This is a genomic window from Paraburkholderia agricolaris, assembly GCF_009455635.1.
In the GTDB taxonomy this organism is placed as follows: domain Bacteria; phylum Pseudomonadota; class Gammaproteobacteria; order Burkholderiales; family Burkholderiaceae; genus Paraburkholderia; species Paraburkholderia agricolaris.
In genome coordinates, this window is sequence record NZ_QPER01000002.1 from 3,537,657 (window position 1) to 3,552,807 (window position 15,151).

At 60.3% G+C, this 15,151-nt stretch carries 17 protein-coding genes; 13 read left to right on the forward strand and 4 right to left on the reverse strand.

What is annotated here, in order from left to right; all coding sequences use genetic code 11:
* Positions 1–30 precede the first annotated feature (30 nt).
* The 4 genes from GH665_RS37055 (at position 31) to GH665_RS37070 (ending at position 3,975) form a co-directional block, all read left to right on the forward strand.
* A complete protein-coding gene (locus GH665_RS37055) occupies positions 31–1,116 on the forward strand; it encodes an aldose epimerase family protein (protein WP_153141964.1) in 1,086 nt (361 codons plus the stop codon).
* 173 nt (positions 1,117–1,289) lie between these two features.
* Positions 1,290–1,601: a DUF4148 domain-containing protein gene (locus GH665_RS37060; RefSeq protein ID WP_153141965.1), complete on the forward strand. Its 312-nt coding sequence runs from the start codon at positions 1,290–1,292 to the stop codon at positions 1,599–1,601.
* 753 nt (positions 1,602–2,354) lie between these two features.
* The gene (locus GH665_RS37065; RefSeq protein WP_153141966.1) at positions 2,355–3,473 is read left to right on the forward strand and encodes a polyamine ABC transporter substrate-binding protein; all 1,119 of its coding nucleotides are present in this window, start codon (positions 2,355–2,357) and stop codon (positions 3,471–3,473) included.
* Positions 3,474–3,612: 139 nt separating this feature from the next.
* A complete protein-coding gene (locus tag GH665_RS37070; RefSeq protein WP_153141967.1) occupies positions 3,613–3,975 on the forward strand; it encodes a cupin domain-containing protein in 363 nt (120 codons plus the stop codon).
* Positions 3,976–4,027: 52 nt separating this feature from the next.
* Here GH665_RS37070 and GH665_RS37075 read toward each other — a convergent pair whose 3' ends face one another.
* On the reverse strand, positions 4,028–4,690 hold the full coding sequence (locus GH665_RS37075) for a dihydrofolate reductase family protein (protein WP_153142490.1): 663 nt from the start codon (positions 4,688–4,690) through the stop codon (positions 4,028–4,030).
* Positions 4,691–4,979: 289 nt separating this feature from the next.
* Positions 4,980–5,483, reverse strand: a complete 504-nt coding sequence (locus GH665_RS37080) for a hypothetical protein (RefSeq protein ID WP_153141968.1) — start codon at positions 5,481–5,483, stop codon at positions 4,980–4,982.
* 126 nt (positions 5,484–5,609) lie between these two features.
* Between GH665_RS37080 and GH665_RS37085 the strand changes: the two genes are divergently transcribed.
* Positions 5,610–6,545 (forward strand): LysR family transcriptional regulator, encoded by a 936-nt coding sequence (locus GH665_RS37085; protein ID WP_153141969.1) that lies wholly within the window; start codon positions 5,610–5,612, stop codon positions 6,543–6,545.
* A gap of 84 nt (positions 6,546–6,629) precedes the next feature.
* Here the strand turns inward: GH665_RS37085 and GH665_RS37090 are convergent, their stop codons facing one another.
* Complete coding sequence (locus GH665_RS37090; protein ID WP_153141970.1) at positions 6,630–7,619, reverse strand: GlxA family transcriptional regulator; 990 nt, start codon at positions 7,617–7,619, stop codon at positions 6,630–6,632.
* A gap of 82 nt (positions 7,620–7,701) precedes the next feature.
* Here GH665_RS37090 and GH665_RS37095 point away from each other — a divergent pair, with 82 nt between their 5' ends.
* The 3 genes from GH665_RS37095 (at position 7,702) to GH665_RS37105 (ending at position 10,356) form a co-directional block, all read left to right on the forward strand.
* Positions 7,702–8,157: a tautomerase gene (locus GH665_RS37095; RefSeq protein WP_153141971.1), complete on the forward strand. Its 456-nt coding sequence runs from the start codon at positions 7,702–7,704 to the stop codon at positions 8,155–8,157.
* 227 nt (positions 8,158–8,384) lie between these two features.
* Positions 8,385–9,842 (forward strand): NCS1 family nucleobase:cation symporter-1, encoded by a 1,458-nt coding sequence (locus GH665_RS37100; RefSeq protein ID WP_153141972.1) that lies wholly within the window; start codon positions 8,385–8,387, stop codon positions 9,840–9,842.
* Positions 9,843–9,972: 130 nt separating this feature from the next.
* Positions 9,973–10,356, forward strand: coding sequence for a hypothetical protein (locus GH665_RS37105; RefSeq protein WP_025495829.1), 384 nt, complete (start codon positions 9,973–9,975; stop codon positions 10,354–10,356).
* Between the two features lie 143 nt (positions 10,357–10,499).
* Here the strand turns inward: GH665_RS37105 and GH665_RS37110 are convergent, their stop codons facing one another.
* On the reverse strand, positions 10,500–10,958 hold the full coding sequence (locus tag GH665_RS37110; protein ID WP_153141973.1) for a hypothetical protein: 459 nt from the start codon (positions 10,956–10,958) through the stop codon (positions 10,500–10,502).
* A 378-nt stretch (positions 10,959–11,336) separates the two neighbouring features.
* Here GH665_RS37110 and GH665_RS37115 point away from each other — a divergent pair, with 378 nt between their 5' ends.
* The 5 genes from GH665_RS37115 (at position 11,337) to GH665_RS37135 (ending at position 15,111) form a co-directional block, all read left to right on the forward strand.
* The gene (locus GH665_RS37115) at positions 11,337–12,701 is read left to right on the forward strand and encodes a tetratricopeptide repeat protein (RefSeq protein ID WP_153141974.1); all 1,365 of its coding nucleotides are present in this window, start codon (positions 11,337–11,339) and stop codon (positions 12,699–12,701) included.
* A gap of 125 nt (positions 12,702–12,826) precedes the next feature.
* Positions 12,827–13,786, forward strand: a complete 960-nt coding sequence (locus GH665_RS37120) for a phosphotransferase family protein (RefSeq protein ID WP_153141975.1) — start codon at positions 12,827–12,829, stop codon at positions 13,784–13,786.
* A gap of 118 nt (positions 13,787–13,904) precedes the next feature.
* Entirely contained in the window at positions 13,905–14,447 is a 543-nt protein-coding gene (locus tag GH665_RS37125; RefSeq protein WP_144192960.1) for a helix-turn-helix domain-containing protein, read from the forward strand.
* Entirely contained in the window at positions 14,444–14,860 is a 417-nt protein-coding gene (locus GH665_RS37130; protein WP_028196200.1) for a VOC family protein, read from the forward strand. Before GH665_RS37125 ends, GH665_RS37130 begins: the two co-directional genes overlap by 4 nt.
* Positions 14,857–15,111 (forward strand): hypothetical protein, encoded by a 255-nt coding sequence (locus tag GH665_RS37135; protein WP_153141976.1) that lies wholly within the window; start codon positions 14,857–14,859, stop codon positions 15,109–15,111. The genes GH665_RS37130 and GH665_RS37135 overlap by 4 nt, the downstream gene beginning before the upstream one ends.
* Positions 15,112–15,151 lie beyond the last annotated feature (40 nt).

The following is a 15,151-nucleotide window of genomic DNA, read 5'->3' on the forward strand; positions in this document are numbered from 1 at the left end:
TGCCTTTCATCCTTTATCTCCACCGACCACATGATCAGCATTGCACCTCTTTCTTCTGAGCCATGGGGCGCGCTGCCCGGTGGCGATCCCGTGCGGCTCTTCACGCTGCGCAATGCGCACGGCATGAAAGTCGCGATCAGCGACCTCGGCGCGACCCTGGTCTCGTGGCATGCACCGGACCGCGCTGGCCGGCTCGGCGACATTCTGCTAGGCCACGACACGCCCGCTGAGTACCTTGCGGCCACGACCTACATGGGCGGATTGATCGGCCGCTGGGCGAATCGCATTGCCGATGCGCGCTTCACGCTCGACGGTATCGAGTACACGCTCGATCGCAATGAAGGCGCGAATCTGCTGCATGGCGGCACACAAGGTTTTCATCGCGCGCTTTGGGACGTGAGCGAAGATAACGGCGCGCTGCTCATGCGCCTCGAGTCGCCCGAAGGCGACGCCGGCTTTCCGGGCAACGTGACGGTGCAGGTGCGTTACACACTCGACGACGACGGCACCTTGACGATCGCCTACGAAGCCATGACGGACGCGGCGACGCCACTCAATCTGACGAGCCATCCGTACTTCAACCTGACGGGCCGGCGCGGGGCCGATATACGCGGCCATGTGCTGTCGATCGACGCCGAGCGGTTCTTCGAAGTGGATGTATCGATGATCCCTTGCGAACTGGCAGAGGTAGCGGGCAATGCGTTCGACTTCCGGCAGAGCGCGCCGATCGGCGCACGGCTCGATTGGCCGCATGCGCAGCTTGCCAGAGCCGGCGGCTTCGACCACTGCTACGTCCTGCACAGCACATCCGACGCCGCCACGGCCGGGCGCGAGCCGCAAGTGCGCCAGGTAGCCTGCGCATACGACCCCGGCAGCGGGCGCGAGCTGACCGTTTCAACCGATCAGCGCGGTTTACAGTTCTATACCGGCAATTCGTTAAACGGCGACATAGGACGCGACGGCATCGCCTACCAGCCGCACGCCGGACTGTGTCTCGAAGCCGGCGGCTTTCCGAACGAAGTCAATATGACTGAACAGGAGCAGGTTATCGTGAGGCCCGGCAGCACCTATCGCCAGACCACCGCGTATCGAGTGGGCGTACGTTCTGGACTCTGAAGTAATTCCCCATATCTTAGGAAGAGCATTACATAACCCCGACTTATCATTTGCAGCAAGACTGAATTACCCGTTTAGGGGTTTGCCCTGGAACCCCCGCTTCCTAGAATCGTTCATAGGCCGCCCAACCCGCGTTGCGGCGCCGGATAAAACAATTCTCGGAGGGAAGCATCATGAAATCGCTGATCAAGGCAATCGCACTGGTCGTTGTAATCGCCGCCCCGGTGGCTTCGTTCGCACAGACGGAACAGCCGTTGACTCGTGCGGAAGTCAGGGCGCAATTGATCCAGATTGAACAGGCCGGCTACAACCCAGCCGCCTCAGGTGATTCGACCTACCCCGGGGACATTCAGGCAGCCGAAGCGCGTGTAGCCGCACAACATGACACCACCGGCTATGGTTCTTCGGCAAACGGATCGTCGCAAACCGGCACGACCGCACCTGCTGCGCCGGCGGCTCAGCCCGCGCCGATGGACGGTCAATAAAACGCCAACGTTATCTGCTGCCATGCAGTGCGATGCGAGCCATGCCTGTTCAAGCATGCGCTCGCATGAACACATTCCACTGCGCATCACTGTGACGGCGCAGTGTCAGAAAATCCTTTGACGAAAATAATGGCTCATATATCCTAGGGCGGCAGTCTGGTGGTTCTCGCAGAGTGGGTCGATCTGCATCAGCGAGGACTTCTATTCAACGTCGCTTCGGGTTCCATCGTGAAAGTCCGTGGTCCATTGGTGAGATACCAGCCTGGTCGGGAAAGAACCTTCCTGTCCGGCTGCTCGATCGCTCATCAGGGGAGCAACTGCGCTTCGCCATCCCGCCCCCTGTCCATCGATACCGTGTTGTCGCGGCGCTCCGTGCGTCGGCACAACGTCATTGCAGCCCCCGCAGCCATCGGGGTGCGAACTGACGAAATCGCGTCGCTTCTGCCTTAGTCCCCTTCTCTTTTCGCGAGCAAGTGTTGCATGCGATCTGGCCGCTTATTTAGCGGTTGAACGCCTGCAATGCGTTTGTCCGTCCGCGCTTTGCAAGTTGCCTTGCTAGCGTTGGCCGGTTCATAGCGCTCGTCCGTCTACGTCCCATTTAGCTCTGCTGTGCGCTTGCGCCGCGGCAGGCGGCGCCACGTCCCGTTCTCGCCCGCATTCGTGCGACGTAGACGGACGTGCGGGTTGTCACGCTCGCGCATCCGCGCCTGCGCTGCGGCGAAAACTGAAGATCGCAACCAAGGAGATAGTCGAATGAAGATCCGTCATGCCAAGCTTGTCTCGCTCACCGGCACGATGCTGTGCTCGATGGCCGCTGTATCCCCCATGAACGCTGCACGCGCAGCGGACACGACGATCAATGTCTACAACTGGTCGGACTACATCGCCAAAGACACGATCTCTGGCTTCGAAAAGCAATCCGGCATCACCGTGAAATACGACAGTTACGATAGCGACGACACGTTGCAGGCGAAACTGCTGGCAGGCAGCTCCGGGTATGACATCGTTGTGCCTACATCGAGTTATATGGCGCGCCAGATCGAAGCAGGCGTGTATCAGAAGATCGACAAATCGAAGATGCCGAATCTCGCGAACCTCGATCCCGGTTTGATGAAGCTGATTGCAGATGCCGACCCCGGCAATCAATACGGCGTGCCGTGGGCGTGGGGCACCGACGGCATCGGCTATAACGTTCAGGCCGTGAAAAAAGCACTCGGCGCCGACGCGCCGGTTGATAACTGGTCGCTGTTGTTCGACCCAGCGAATCTTTCGAAGCTCAAAAGCTGCGGGGTGTCTTTCCTCGACGCGGCAGCGGACGTTTTCCCAGCCGTGCTTCAGTACATGCATAAGGACCCGAACAGCACCAATCCCGGTGACTACCAGGCCGCGTACGAAGTGCTGAAGAAAGTGCGGCCGTATATCACGCAGTTCAATTCGTCCGGCTATATCAACGATCTGGCGAACAACGATATCTGTGTCGCGCTCGGTTATTCCGGCGATGTGGGCATTGCGCGGCGGCGCTCGTCGGAAGCGAAGCGTTCGTATGAGGTACGGTTCTCGAACATCAAGGACGCAGGTCTGCTCTGGATGGACGTGATGGTGATTCCGAAAGATGCTCCGCATCCGGAAGCGGCAATGAAGTGGATGAACTACATCGAAGACCCGAAAGTGAGTGCCGCGATTACCAACGAGGTTTTCTATCCGACTGCGAATCGGGCGGCAAGACAGTTTGTGACGCCGGCGATTGAGCAGGACGCGAACGTGTATCCGCCTGAGGCCGTGCTGAACAAGATGACGTTGATGCGGCCGCAGCCTGCGCCGATCATGCGGCTTGAAAACCGGCTGTGGGCACAGTTGAAGTCGGGAAGTTGAAGCTTGGTTGCTGTTCTTGTGCTGTAGCGATCTTGGGCGACGTCAGGTGACGCCTTTTGAGCGTGGCGCATGCAGTGGGTGCGTGCGTCACGTCCTTTTTGATGCTTCGATTTCTAACTCTGTTTGCATTAGAGACATTATGAGCATTCTGAACATCGTAGATTTCTCACAGCCCGCCAAGGAAAGCGTTGAGTACATGCCGAAGGCGGAAGCAGTGCTCGCCGGCAATCCTGCGCAAGCGGTTCACACGCATTTTGCCAGTCCGTGCGGGCAGCTTGCGGCGGGTGTTTGGGAAGGGGCTTGCGGTCAATGGACGGTGAACTTCACCGAGAGTGAATACTGCGAGATTCTTGAGGGCGTGTCCGTGATTCGAGATGCGGAAGGCACGGCGAAGACCGTGCGGGCCGGGGACCGATTCCTGATTCCCGCGGGGTTCAAAGGGACGTGGGAAGTTGTTGAGCCGTGTAAGAAGATTTTCGTTTCGGTGGAATTTAAGGGGTAGGTTGCCCTGGCGGATGCGGCGGCGCAGCAGCGCCGTCCGCTGCAACCCGTTGTCAGGCGTCGCTGTGCCCTCGGCGCCGGAGTACGACATGGGTGGCTTTCTCTGTCGCAACGAACTGAGCGCATTCGTATCCCAGAGCACGCGCGTCAACCCCCTCGAACAGTCGCTCTCCTGCGCCCAGCAGGACCGGTGAGATAGCGAAGTGCAGTTCATCGATCAGGCCCGCACGAAGATACTGCTGGATAGTGCTAGCGCCGCCGCCAATGCGCACATCCATTCCGTTGGCTGCTTCGCGCGCCCGCTCAAGCGCCTCGTGAATACCACCCGTGACGAAGTGAAATGTCGTTCCGCCTTCCATCTGGATCGGCGCGCGTGCGTGATGAGTCAGGATGAAAGTTGGAACGTGATAGGGTGGGTTGTCTCCCCACCAGCCTTTCCAGTTCATGTCGGGCCAGGAACCGCGAATCGGTCCGAACATGTTTCTTCCGAGAATCCAGGCGCCAACATTCTTGAAGCCCCGCGCCGCGAAGTCGTCGTCGATCCCCGTTGTGCCGCCGTCGGCACCAAACAGGGTCTGTTGGAACGTGCGGGTCGGGACTAACCACTGGTGCAAATCCGTCCCGCCCACGCCGAGCGGATTGTTGATGTCCTGATTCGGACCAGCTCCGTATCCGTCAAGCGAGACGGTAAAACCCTCAACCCGGACGCGTGTCATTTTCATGCCTTCCTTTCGATTGACGCCTGACGTCATGTCAACCGCAAGGCCTGAGGCTTATATCGGCCACTGCGGAATACATTGGCTATAAGAATCCTGAAGAAGTGTTTTACCAGCTTATTCTTCAGCGTTCATTGAAAAAATCAGCCGGATAAAACGCCGTGAAACCCGCACTCAACGACGCGCAATCCGGCAGTAGTATTGCAATGAACTATGCCGCCTGCCAATCAAAAGTTGCGATACGGCGTAGAGCAAGACGTTCACCGCGCAATGCGCGTCCTCTCGCGGATCAATAGCTGTGGACCATCTTGGGCTGCGGGCGCAGCAGCAGATAGAACGCGGAAAGATGCGTAATCATCAGCAGTGGCACATAGATGATTGGAATCGCGTAGGTAGCGCCGAACTCTCCCGCATGTGCCGGAAGATCTGCCTGGATAGCGTGGTAGTAGTCGACAATGAGGTCGGTCACTCCGACGAGATTGAACGCTACGACGAACAGCCAGAAAAGCGAGCGCACTCGTGCGGTGAGTAGCGCCAGCATCGCCAGAACGCCCGTGGCGAAGTCGCCGTATGCGGCGAACGCGGCAAAGCTGGCAGGCAGGTCGGGACTGACGACACCTGGCAGAATGAACACCAGCCCGAAGAAACGGAAGCTGTGCAAAGTGGCGATCGCACGTTGCGCATCGAACGGGTCCATCGACTTGAGCCTGGGCCAGACGTATACGCGAAAACAGAGCATCCAGGCGACGTACCCCAAAACGAGATGCAATTGAAAGAGAAGCTCCGGTGGCATGTTGCCTCCTGTCAGGTATGGTCTGGTGCATTGAGGCCAGGCTGGGGATCAGCCGGCGCGTCATCTGCAGACGTAGGTGTACCATGGCCTCTCGCGAGCGACTATTCATCACAATGTTGACGGGCTATGAAGCAGAACTTCACAGTCAGGCAGGGCGCGCTCGACGGCGTGGAGGTGTTTCTGAGCGTTGCCCAGCATCGCAGTTTTCGCCGGGCAGCCGCGGAACTCGGCGTGACACCGTCGGCCGTCAGCCAGGCAGTGCGTGTACTTGAAGCGCGTATTGGCGCAGCGCTCTTCATTCGCACCACGCGTAGTGTCGGCCTGACTGAAGCGGGCGAACGGTATCTTTCGCACGCAAAACCTGCCTTCGACGAACTTGTCGCCGCCAGTCAGGTTGCGCGCGGACTCGGTCAACGCCCCGCGGGATTGCTGCGTCTGTCAGTGCCGCGCGCGGTTGTGCCGATCCTGCTCGAATCCCTGGTCGCATCTTTCTGCCAAGCCTATCCCGAAGTTGAAGTGGAGATCGCCACAAGCAAGGAACTGGTCGATCTTGCAGCGGAAGGGTTCGACGCCGGTATCAGGTTCGGTCAGTTCGTCGACGCCGACATGGTCGCGGTACCTTTGACACCACCGCTTCGTCTGATCGTCGTCGGCAGCCCAGCGTACTTCGCAGAGCGCAGCCGGCCCAGCCACACAGACGATCTGCGCCAACACGCATGCTTGCGATGGCGGCGATCCAGCGGCGCGCTAGCGCTCTGGTCATTCGACGACAACGGCCGCGCGATCGAGATCGCCGTATCCGGTCCCTTCATCGCCCACGATTTTCCCACCATGCTCGGCGCGGCAGTCGAAGGCATGGGCCTGGCGCAACTACCCGCGCCGATGGTCGCTGAAGGATTGAAAGCGGGAAGCCTGGTGCAGGTGCTGGAGCCGTTCGCGCCGGTGATACCGGGCGTATTTCTCTACTATCCCAGCCGCCGGCAGATGATGCCGAAGCTGCGTGCCTTCATCGATCATGTGAAGAGCCGCTCGATAGATCAGGGCAAAACCCCGGGTACGTGATGAATATTGGCGTGCCGGGGTTGCGGACAGGAGCGGTTCTGGATCGATGCAAAAATATCGCCCTGGATCGGATCAACCGCCCACTCAATACGCGGTCGGCCTGAACTGTCTCGGCGTTGCACCCACAAGCTTGCGCATCATTCTTCTGAGCGCCGTTGCATCGCTGTAGCCGACTTGTTCGGCGATCTGTTCGACCGTCATCCGGCTTGTGGCAAGCAGCATGCGCGCTCTCCCAAGCCGAACGCTTTGCAGCAAGTCCTGCGTGCTGCGCCCCGTAGCGGCTCGCACGTGACGCGTGAAGGTTCGCTCGGACATGCAGAACCGCGCCGCCAGCTCTGCCAAACCAGGTAGCTGAGGCAGCGAAGCCTCGACATGCGTGATGATCCTGTCCACCAGTTCGCTCCCGCTTGCGAGCAGCGAGGGCGCGATGAACGGTGCCTGTGCCTGCCGCGCGTCGACAAGAAGCACACGAGATACGGCATCCGCCAGTGCCGGCCCGAATTTGCCACGCAGCAGATACAACAGCAGATCGGTTTGTGCGAGTGTTGCGCCCGCCGTTACGACTCCACCATCCTCGATCACCATACGATCCGCGTCGACGGTGCAGCGTTTCTCCAAACGTTGAAGCAGCGGCGCCAGCCACCACGAGGTCGTCGCCCGGCGATCTTCCAGCAGACCGGCCGACTGAAGCAGGAAGACGGCCGAGCAGGATGCCGCTACGGTGCCGCCGCGCTGCGCATGACTCCGTAGAGCCTTAATCGCCATGAGCGCATCGGCTTGCTCCAGACGGTTCGGTATATCCGTTGGGCTTTCAAGTCCCAGTCCGGGCACGACCCAGATCGAACTATCCGCGCGCGAGGTCTTCGGCAAAGGCTTCGCTTCGATTGAAAGACCGTGCCCGAGCTGCACGCAGTTGCCGGCGGTCGAGTAGACGCGCCATCTGGGCGCCGCGGCGCCAACGCGTGCCGACACCGAAGCCGCCACCGCGAGGATGTCGAGGGTTAGCGTGACGCTCGACGGATAAGCACCATCGAGGATCAGAATCGTGAAATCGTAGAATGGCTGGATACGCATGAAAGATGTCCTGTCAGACACTCGGATTCTGCGCACGCCAACGCTCTAATGCAAGCTTCCGCACGCAAATGAAGAGGCTCACTTGCCGAATATTCTGGTCAAGCTTCCCAAGGATTCATTTCCCTCCCCGCACCGTGAGACGCTAGTGCGTCTGCTTAACGATGCAGCTGCTAGTGCCGAGCAGATTCCCGACGATGCGAAAAAGCGCTTCCTGTGCTGGATCACGATCGATGAAGTCGCGCCGGGATTCTGGACGTGCGGAGGGACCGATGTCACAGCCCAGGTTTTGCCATGCATTGCGATGATCTACGTGCCCGCCGGCGTGCTCGACGCGGCCGCACGCGCCCGATACGCCAGTCTGGCCCACGACGCCTTCACACAAGCGCTGCCCGTTGCGGACCAACGCCGCCTGGTTAGCTCGGTGATCGTCCACGATGTCGCGGAAGGTTCATGGGGAGCAAATGGCGCAATCTGGCGGCTCCCGGAATTTGCGGACGCGGCGGGTTTCGTCCACCTGAAATCGCTTATTCGGCAATGACCCACTTCTCACGGAACGGGATGCTGCGCTGCAAGATTGGCTGACAAGGCCTGAAACGGTCTGCGAAACAGAACCATTGAGCCGCAAATAATTCGACTGCGCGGGCCTTGGCGTGTTTTTTTTGCTCGGGCAGTATTAAGTCCGCAGTGATTTCAGAAGCGGGGACATCTCCACCAGGAATGCCCAGCGGTGTTTCCTCGGTTCCACAAACTCAAAGGAGATGACAGATGGAAATCGGCGATCCCTCCCCCGGACTCTACAACGAAGACCTCGCGCCCGCGAAGCAACGCAACTGGGGCGCCTTCAGTATCTTCAACGTCTGGACCTCGGACGTGCACAGTCTCTGGGGCTACTACCTCGCCGCCAGCCTGTTCCTGCTATGCGGCAGCTTTACCAACTTCTTGCTGGCAATCGGGCTCAGCTCGCTGGTGATCTTCGCGCTGATGAACCTGATCGGTTATGCCGGCGAGAAGACCGGCGTGCCTTATCCGGTACTGGCGCGCGCCTCCTTTGGTGTGTGGGGCGCCAACCTGGCGGCACTCGTGCGCGCGGTAGTGGCCTGCTTCTGGTACGGCGCGCAGACCGCGGCCGCGTCGGGGGCGATGGTCGCGCTGCTGATCCGCAGCGACAGCCTGATGGCATTCCACAAGAGCACCCAGTGGCTCGGCCACTCGCCGCTGGAGGTGATCTGCTACGTGATCATCTGGGCGCTGCAGTTGCTGATCATCCAGAAAGGCATGGAGACGGTGCGCAAATTCCAGGACTGGGCCGGTCCCGCAGTGTGGGTCGCAATGCTGATTCTCGCGATCGGCCTGTGCGTCAAGGCCGGCGGTTTCTCGTTCTCCCATGGCATTCCCATGAACGCGCTGCTCGAGAAGACCAGCGACGCCGGCGTCAGCGGCGAGCCCGGTTCGTTCTGGGCGCTGATGGCCGTGGGCGCGACCTGGATCACCTACTTCGCAGCGCTCTACCTCAACTTTTGCGATTTCTCGCGCTACGCGAAAAATCGCGACGCGGTCAAGAAAGGCAATCTGTGGGGCCTGCCGGTCAACCTGATCGCGTTCTCGCTGGTTGCGGGTATCACCACGATCGCCGCCTTCAGGGTGTACGGCGAAGTGCTGCTCCACCCCGAACAGATCTCGGCCAAGTTCGACAGCTGGGTGTTGGCGCTCATCGCGGCGCTGACCTTCGCGGTCGCTACGCTGGGTATTAACGTGGTGGCCAATTTCGTTTCGGCCGCGTTCGACATCTCCAACACGTTCCCCAAGCAGATCGGCTTCAAGAAGGGGGGCTACATCGCCGCGATCATCGCGCTGGTGCTCTATCCGTTCGCGCCCTGGGAAGGCAACGCCGCGCACTTCGTCAACGCCATCGGCGCGACGATGGGCCCGCTGCTGGGAATCATTCTGGTGGACTACTACCTGGTGGCCAAGGGCAATATCAACGTCGCGGCGCTTTACCAGGAGTACGGCGAGTACCGCTACCAAGGCGGCTGGAACGTCAACGCACTGGCCGCGGCGGCGGTCGGCAGCGTGTTTTCGACCTTTCTGCCTAATTTCACCAGCCTGCTGCCGGTCTGGTGGAATACCTATGGGTGGTTCTTCGGCGTGGCGATTGGCGGCGGCATCTACCTGATCATGGCGACGCTGCGCCCGCGTACCGCGATCGCGCCGACCCGTGCCTGACGGTTTTTCGACGAACAGGATAACGATGATTTCCGGCTTTTAGCAACGCGGAGCAGGCACGGCAACAATGCCGATGGTTAACCGTCGGCGGTCATGCTAGGATTTCTCTCAAACAACTCCGGAGACTGCTATGCCGTTCATCTGTGAAAACGTTGAATGTCGCGCCGTGCTGGCCCGCGGACAAGTCAGGTCCGTTCAGGAGAACGAGGGGTGGTGCTTCTACTGCCCGGATTGCAAAGCGAGGAACGAGCTGAAAAACGTCGGCGCGCCGGGCGGCGCTGTTGAGTTGATTCAGCCGGAGCGATCCGATCTCCCGCACAAAGTGGTTGCAACGGCCCAACCATTGGAGGACGGCAAGTACGCCGCGCAATTGCGCGTACAAAGGGCGCTCGGCATGAAAGGAACTTATGCCGTCGAAGAGCGCTGGGAACAGCTCGGTGTATTCCCTGACGCACACGCAGCCGTCGCGCATGCAAAGTCCATTGCGGCGGACCTGCTGCACCCGAAAGCATAGTCCTGAAGGCACAAGCGGGTTTGCCGCGTGCGCCTTGCGCGGATCTACGGCCGGCCCACGACCGTAGATCCGCACGACAATCGAGTCGTTGCATAACACCCGGCTGGACGGGATGCCACCGGGTTGAATTCATACGGCATCATTCACGAAGCATCGGCGGGAACGAGCCTGACAAACAGCTTGGCGGCCTCGTTGCCATGGGACAAAGCACGCAGTGCAAGGGAAAGCGCTAGCTGCGCGTCGTGAGCGACGGCGCTGCGGTCCTGATCGAAGAGCTTGACGGCGTGGCGCATATGTTGCGCGGCCTGGTCATGAAGCTCCGCTGCCGTTGCGTGATGTTTTGCCGCGTTCGCGCTGTCCGAGCCAGAGCTGCTCGACGCAGCCGTGATCGGCGGCGTATTGGTGCTGTGCGTCCCCGCCTCGTGTGCCTGATCGATTGCGTGCAACGTGTGGCCATGGGCCATCATTGCCTGGTGCGCAGCGTGGGCGTGATCTTGACCGGCCTCGAAATACCGCGACGCCGCGCGGTGATATCGCGAGGCCTGCTCGTGATGTGAAGCCGCAGCTTCAAGATGTCCCTTTTTATTATGCTTTGTGCTCATACCGGCTCCTGGACGACTGACGGACCGACTCCAATGACGACCGAATCGAAAACGCGGTGGCGAGTCGAAAACCACTAGATCCGAATTTACACGCAGTTGCGCTTTTTAATAACAAAGCGATCTACCAACTTGTTCCGCGGCTGCCTATCGTCAGGTGGCTCTACGTTACGAGAAGTTACGTAGCACGGCTCTCGTAAGCGCCGGTAAGCATCGGGAATCGGGTTCCGATCAGCGCGGCGCGCGGCGCTGCTATGCTTCATTCGTTCGTTCCGTCAGGTCAGGTTTTACTCACGCGACCTGATAAGGGAACTGTCTTAACCTTCGCTTCGCCGGCCCGTAAGTATCGCGTCACGTTGCAAGCTTGCGCGCCCGTCAGTCATGTCCATCGATCGTCTTTTTTCCCTCGCGTCCGCGCACCATCAAGCGGGCCGTCTCGACCTGGCCGAAAGCCATTATCGTCAGGCAATCAGCATTGAGCCGGATCGCTGGGACATATGCTTTGGACTCGCACAGGTGTTGATCCGGCTCGACCGTTTCGACGAAGCAATCGGTTGGCTTACACCACTGTTAAATCAACCCGGCGATCATGCCGCCGTGTATCGCCAGCTTGGTCTGGCCGAAGCGTGCGCGGGCCGGAGGCGCCAGGCGCTCGATCATTTCAGACGCGTCCTTGAACACGACCCTGACGATCCCGCGACCTTGCATATCGTTGCCAACTTTCAGCAGGCGCTAGGCCTCAATGCCGAGGCTGACGCAACCTATCGCCGTGCGCTGAAATTGAAGCCGCTGATCACCGTCCCGGCCGCCGTCGCGCCGCCGGATTTTCGCGTGCTGTTTGTGTTCGCACCCAGTGCAGGCAATACGCCCATTGAGCATCTGATCGGGCACGCACGCTTCGAAAGCAACGTCGTCACCCTATTGCAAGGCATGGACTACGACGTCGATCGGCTGCGTGTCTACGCGGACGTAGTCGTCAATCTGATTTCGGACGTCGATCAGGGACACGCCTTTCTCGCACCGGCGCAAGCGCTTGTAGACGGTATCGGCCGTCCCGTCGTCAATCATCCGCGAATCATTGCAGATACGGGCCGGGAGTCAGTCGCGCGGCGTCTCGCACATATAGCGGGTTGTCTCGTTCCACAAACGCGGCTCCATTCGGCAGCGGGGCTGCACGCAATGCTCCTGCACGCCTCGCAGACGTCGCTGCCGTTTCCGCTGCTGGCGAGGCCGGCCGGCACGCATGGCGGTGACGACTTCGAGCGCATGGAAGACTGCGCGCAGTTGCAGGCGTTCCTGAACCGGCACGCTGCCAGCAGCTACTACCTCACGCCATTTGTCGACTATCGATCCGACGACGGCTATTTCCGCAAATACCGTTTCATCTGTGCCGGCGACGAGATCCTGCCGTACCACCTCGCCATTGACGACCAATGGAAGGTACACCATGGCACGACCCGTATGGCTAGCCATCCGTGGATGCAGGCCGAAGAACAGGCGTTTCTCGATGATCCATGGCGCGTCTTCGGCGTCGCCCAGCGTGCGGGGTTGCAGTCAATCCGCGATGCGGTCGGCCTGGATTTTTTCGGCATCGACTGTTCGCTTGCGCGTGACGGCACCATCGTCGTGTTCGAAGTTAATGCGAGCATGCTCGTTCACGGAAATAACCAGCAGTTTCCGTACAAGACGGAAGCCGTGGAGCGCATCAAGCAGGCATTCCATACACTGCTCGAACGAAGGTCATGAAATTCCGGTGCGAAGACACCGTTCTATCCGGGACAGCTCAACATGAAAACGTAAGGATCACTACCAAAATGTAATGACGTAACGAACGATAACATTCACCCCTTTGTTCCGCCGACACAAAGCCGTTGCAATCGGCCACACTTCACCTATTGCGACATGCGCCGGGGACCAACGTGATTGACAACGAACAAGCTACCGGACTGGTTCGGGCGGCCCTTCACGTGGATCCGCTTTGCGCCGTGCGGCAATTCCTTACGCAAAGTGGCAACTGCATCTTTCGAGTTGATCTTCCAGAAGGAAAATCTACCGCGCTTCGCGTCAGCCCGCAACGCAATGCCTTTGCGTACACCCACCACAATCTGGATATCCTGCGTGCAATGGGGTTGCCCGTCCAGACCGTGCTTGCGAGCGGTGAAACGGCAGCAGGTGGTTCGTTCGTTATCCTGAACTGGATACCGGGTCGCGATCTCGCCTATGAATTGCCGCAAATGCGCTCGGAACAGATGACACGTGTTGCGGAAACCGTAACCGATTATCAGAAACGTGTCGGATGCTTACCCCGCAGCGATGGTTTCGGCTGGGCGCCGATCGGCGGACACCCCACGTTTGCGCAATGGACGAATATCTTCGGCGAGCCGGCAACTGATTCGATCTCCGTCGACGCGACGCCGCTGGCGCAACTGCGCGCTCGGCTGCGCGCAGTCCGGAGATCTGTCGAGCCACACTTTGCCTCGATATCCCCCACATGCTTTCTCGACGATCTGACGACGAAAAATGTTCTGGTCGAAAGTGGCAGGCTGCAAGGCGTTATCGATTGCGACACGGTCTGCTATGGCGACCCGTTGATGTCGGTCGGCACGACACTCGCTCACCTCGCCGCTGACGTTGGGGAGGCCTGCCGCTTCTACGGGCAAGAACTGATTCGCTGCTGGAACCCCCAACTCGACGCTCTGCGGGCGATCCGCTTCTACGCAGCCTTGTGGGTCGTCGGCTTTATGGCTGCCGCCGAAACCGCAGGGGAAATCGCGCGCGCCACGGAATTGGCCGGCATCGCCGACGCTATGCTGAGTCTGGCGGAAACGTAAGCCTCAACGCAGGTTGTGCACCACTGCCAGCGGGTCAACCCGACGACTCGCGCGCCGCTATGCGGGCACCCGTGCCGCGCCTAAACTACGCGCATACGGCCACAGCCCCTCGGAACCCATGCCTGCTCGCGAAAACCATAACGCCCAGCCGCTTGCCCCGCCCTCCGCACCAGACAGCGCCGACGCATTGCAGGACCCCGCCCTGCTGCGCCGCCTGCTGCGCGCCAAAGACCGCATGGATGCCGCCTCGCACGAGGCCTGGCCCGTCAAACGGCTGGCCGAAGTCAGTGGCGTCTCCGAAGCCCATTTCGCGCGCTCCTTCAAGCGGGCCTTCGGTGTCCCGCCCCACCGCTACCTGCTGAGCCGGCGCATCGAGCAAGCCACCACCCTGCTGCGCGACACCGGACTCAGCATCACGGAAATTGCCTTCGCCACCGGCTGGGAGAGCTTGGGCACGTTCGGGCGCACCTTCCACGACATCACCGGCCAAAGCCCCAGCGCCATGCGGCTTGAGGCGCAAGCCAACCTGCCTCGACTCGATCGCGTGCCCGCTTGCGTTCTGAAAGCCGCGCAGCGCCCCGACCTCACCATCGCAGTTTTGGAGAAGCGCCGGCGCGTGGCCAAAGATACATTCCCGCCATCAACCAAGGAGGAACCATGACTCAAGGTATCAATGTGGTGGGCTTGTACGTCGATAACCAGGACGAAGCGCTCACGTTCTACGTCGACAAGCTCGGATTCCGCGTCCATACGGACGTGCGCAACGGCCCTTACCGCTGGCTTACTGTCCAGCATCCCGAGCAGCCTTCGTTCCAGCTCGGCCTGTTCACCCCCGGCCCACCCATCCACGATGAGGCCACCGCGCAAACCCTGCGCGCGATGGTCGCCAAGGGCGCCATGCCGCCTCTCGTCCTTTCCGTGGCCGACTGCCGCGCCAGCTATGCCCAATTGCAAGCCCGCGGCGTGGAATTCACCCAGGAGCCGATAGATCGCTTTGGCAGCGTCGATGCCGGTTTCCGCGACCCCGCCGGCAACGGCTGGAAGATGATCCAGGCCCCGAAGAGCGCAACATGAACGCCAACGACTGGATTCGCCAATTTCACCGGTGGATATCCATCATCTTCACGCTGACGGTTATCGCCAACTTCGTCGCCATGGCCCTACGAAAAGGCCTCCCGCCGCCCTGGATCACCTACGCGCCGCTGCTGCCGCTGGCCCTCCTGCTGTTCACGGGGCTCTACCTGTTTGCACGGCCCTACTTCAGCCGCGACCGCACTCGTCGCCGGCCGGGTTCCGCAGGCGGCGAGCAGGCCCCCAGCGCATGATCCCGGCAGCAGCGCATCGAACTGAACGATGCGCACGGCA

What these genes read in the sequence shown, in the direction of transcription:
- GH665_RS37065 (WP_153141966.1), top strand. Translation starts at nt 2,355, where the DNA reads ATGAAGATCCGTCATGCCAAGCTTGTCTCGCTCACCGGCACGATGCTG.
- GH665_RS37130 (WP_028196200.1), top strand. Translation starts at nt 14,444, where the DNA reads ATGACTCAAGGTATCAATGTGGTGGGCTTGTACGTCGATAACCAGGAC.
- GH665_RS37110 (WP_153141973.1), bottom strand. Translation starts at nt 10,958, where the DNA reads ATGAGCACAAAGCATAATAAAAAGGGACATCTTGAAGCTGCGGCTTCA.
- GH665_RS37085 (WP_153141969.1), top strand. Translation starts at nt 5,610, where the DNA reads ATGAAGCAGAACTTCACAGTCAGGCAGGGCGCGCTCGACGGCGTGGAG.
- GH665_RS37090 (WP_153141970.1), bottom strand. Translation starts at nt 7,619, where the DNA reads ATGCGTATCCAGCCATTCTACGATTTCACGATTCTGATCCTCGATGGT.
- GH665_RS37060 (WP_153141965.1), top strand. Translation starts at nt 1,290, where the DNA reads ATGAAATCGCTGATCAAGGCAATCGCACTGGTCGTTGTAATCGCCGCC.
- GH665_RS37125 (WP_144192960.1), top strand. Translation starts at nt 13,905, where the DNA reads ATGCCTGCTCGCGAAAACCATAACGCCCAGCCGCTTGCCCCGCCCTCC.
- GH665_RS37135 (WP_153141976.1), top strand. Translation starts at nt 14,857, where the DNA reads ATGAACGCCAACGACTGGATTCGCCAATTTCACCGGTGGATATCCATC.
- GH665_RS37075 (WP_153142490.1), bottom strand. Translation starts at nt 4,690, where the DNA reads ATGACACGCGTCCGGGTTGAGGGTTTTACCGTCTCGCTTGACGGATAC.
- GH665_RS37115 (WP_153141974.1), top strand. Translation starts at nt 11,337, where the DNA reads ATGTCCATCGATCGTCTTTTTTCCCTCGCGTCCGCGCACCATCAAGCG.
- GH665_RS37080 (WP_153141968.1), bottom strand. Translation starts at nt 5,483, where the DNA reads ATGCCACCGGAGCTTCTCTTTCAATTGCATCTCGTTTTGGGGTACGTC.
- GH665_RS37070 (WP_153141967.1), top strand. Translation starts at nt 3,613, where the DNA reads ATGAGCATTCTGAACATCGTAGATTTCTCACAGCCCGCCAAGGAAAGC.
- GH665_RS37055 (WP_153141964.1), top strand. Translation starts at nt 31, where the DNA reads ATGATCAGCATTGCACCTCTTTCTTCTGAGCCATGGGGCGCGCTGCCC.
- GH665_RS37100 (WP_153141972.1), top strand. Translation starts at nt 8,385, where the DNA reads ATGGAAATCGGCGATCCCTCCCCCGGACTCTACAACGAAGACCTCGCG.
- GH665_RS37105 (WP_025495829.1), top strand. Translation starts at nt 9,973, where the DNA reads ATGCCGTTCATCTGTGAAAACGTTGAATGTCGCGCCGTGCTGGCCCGC.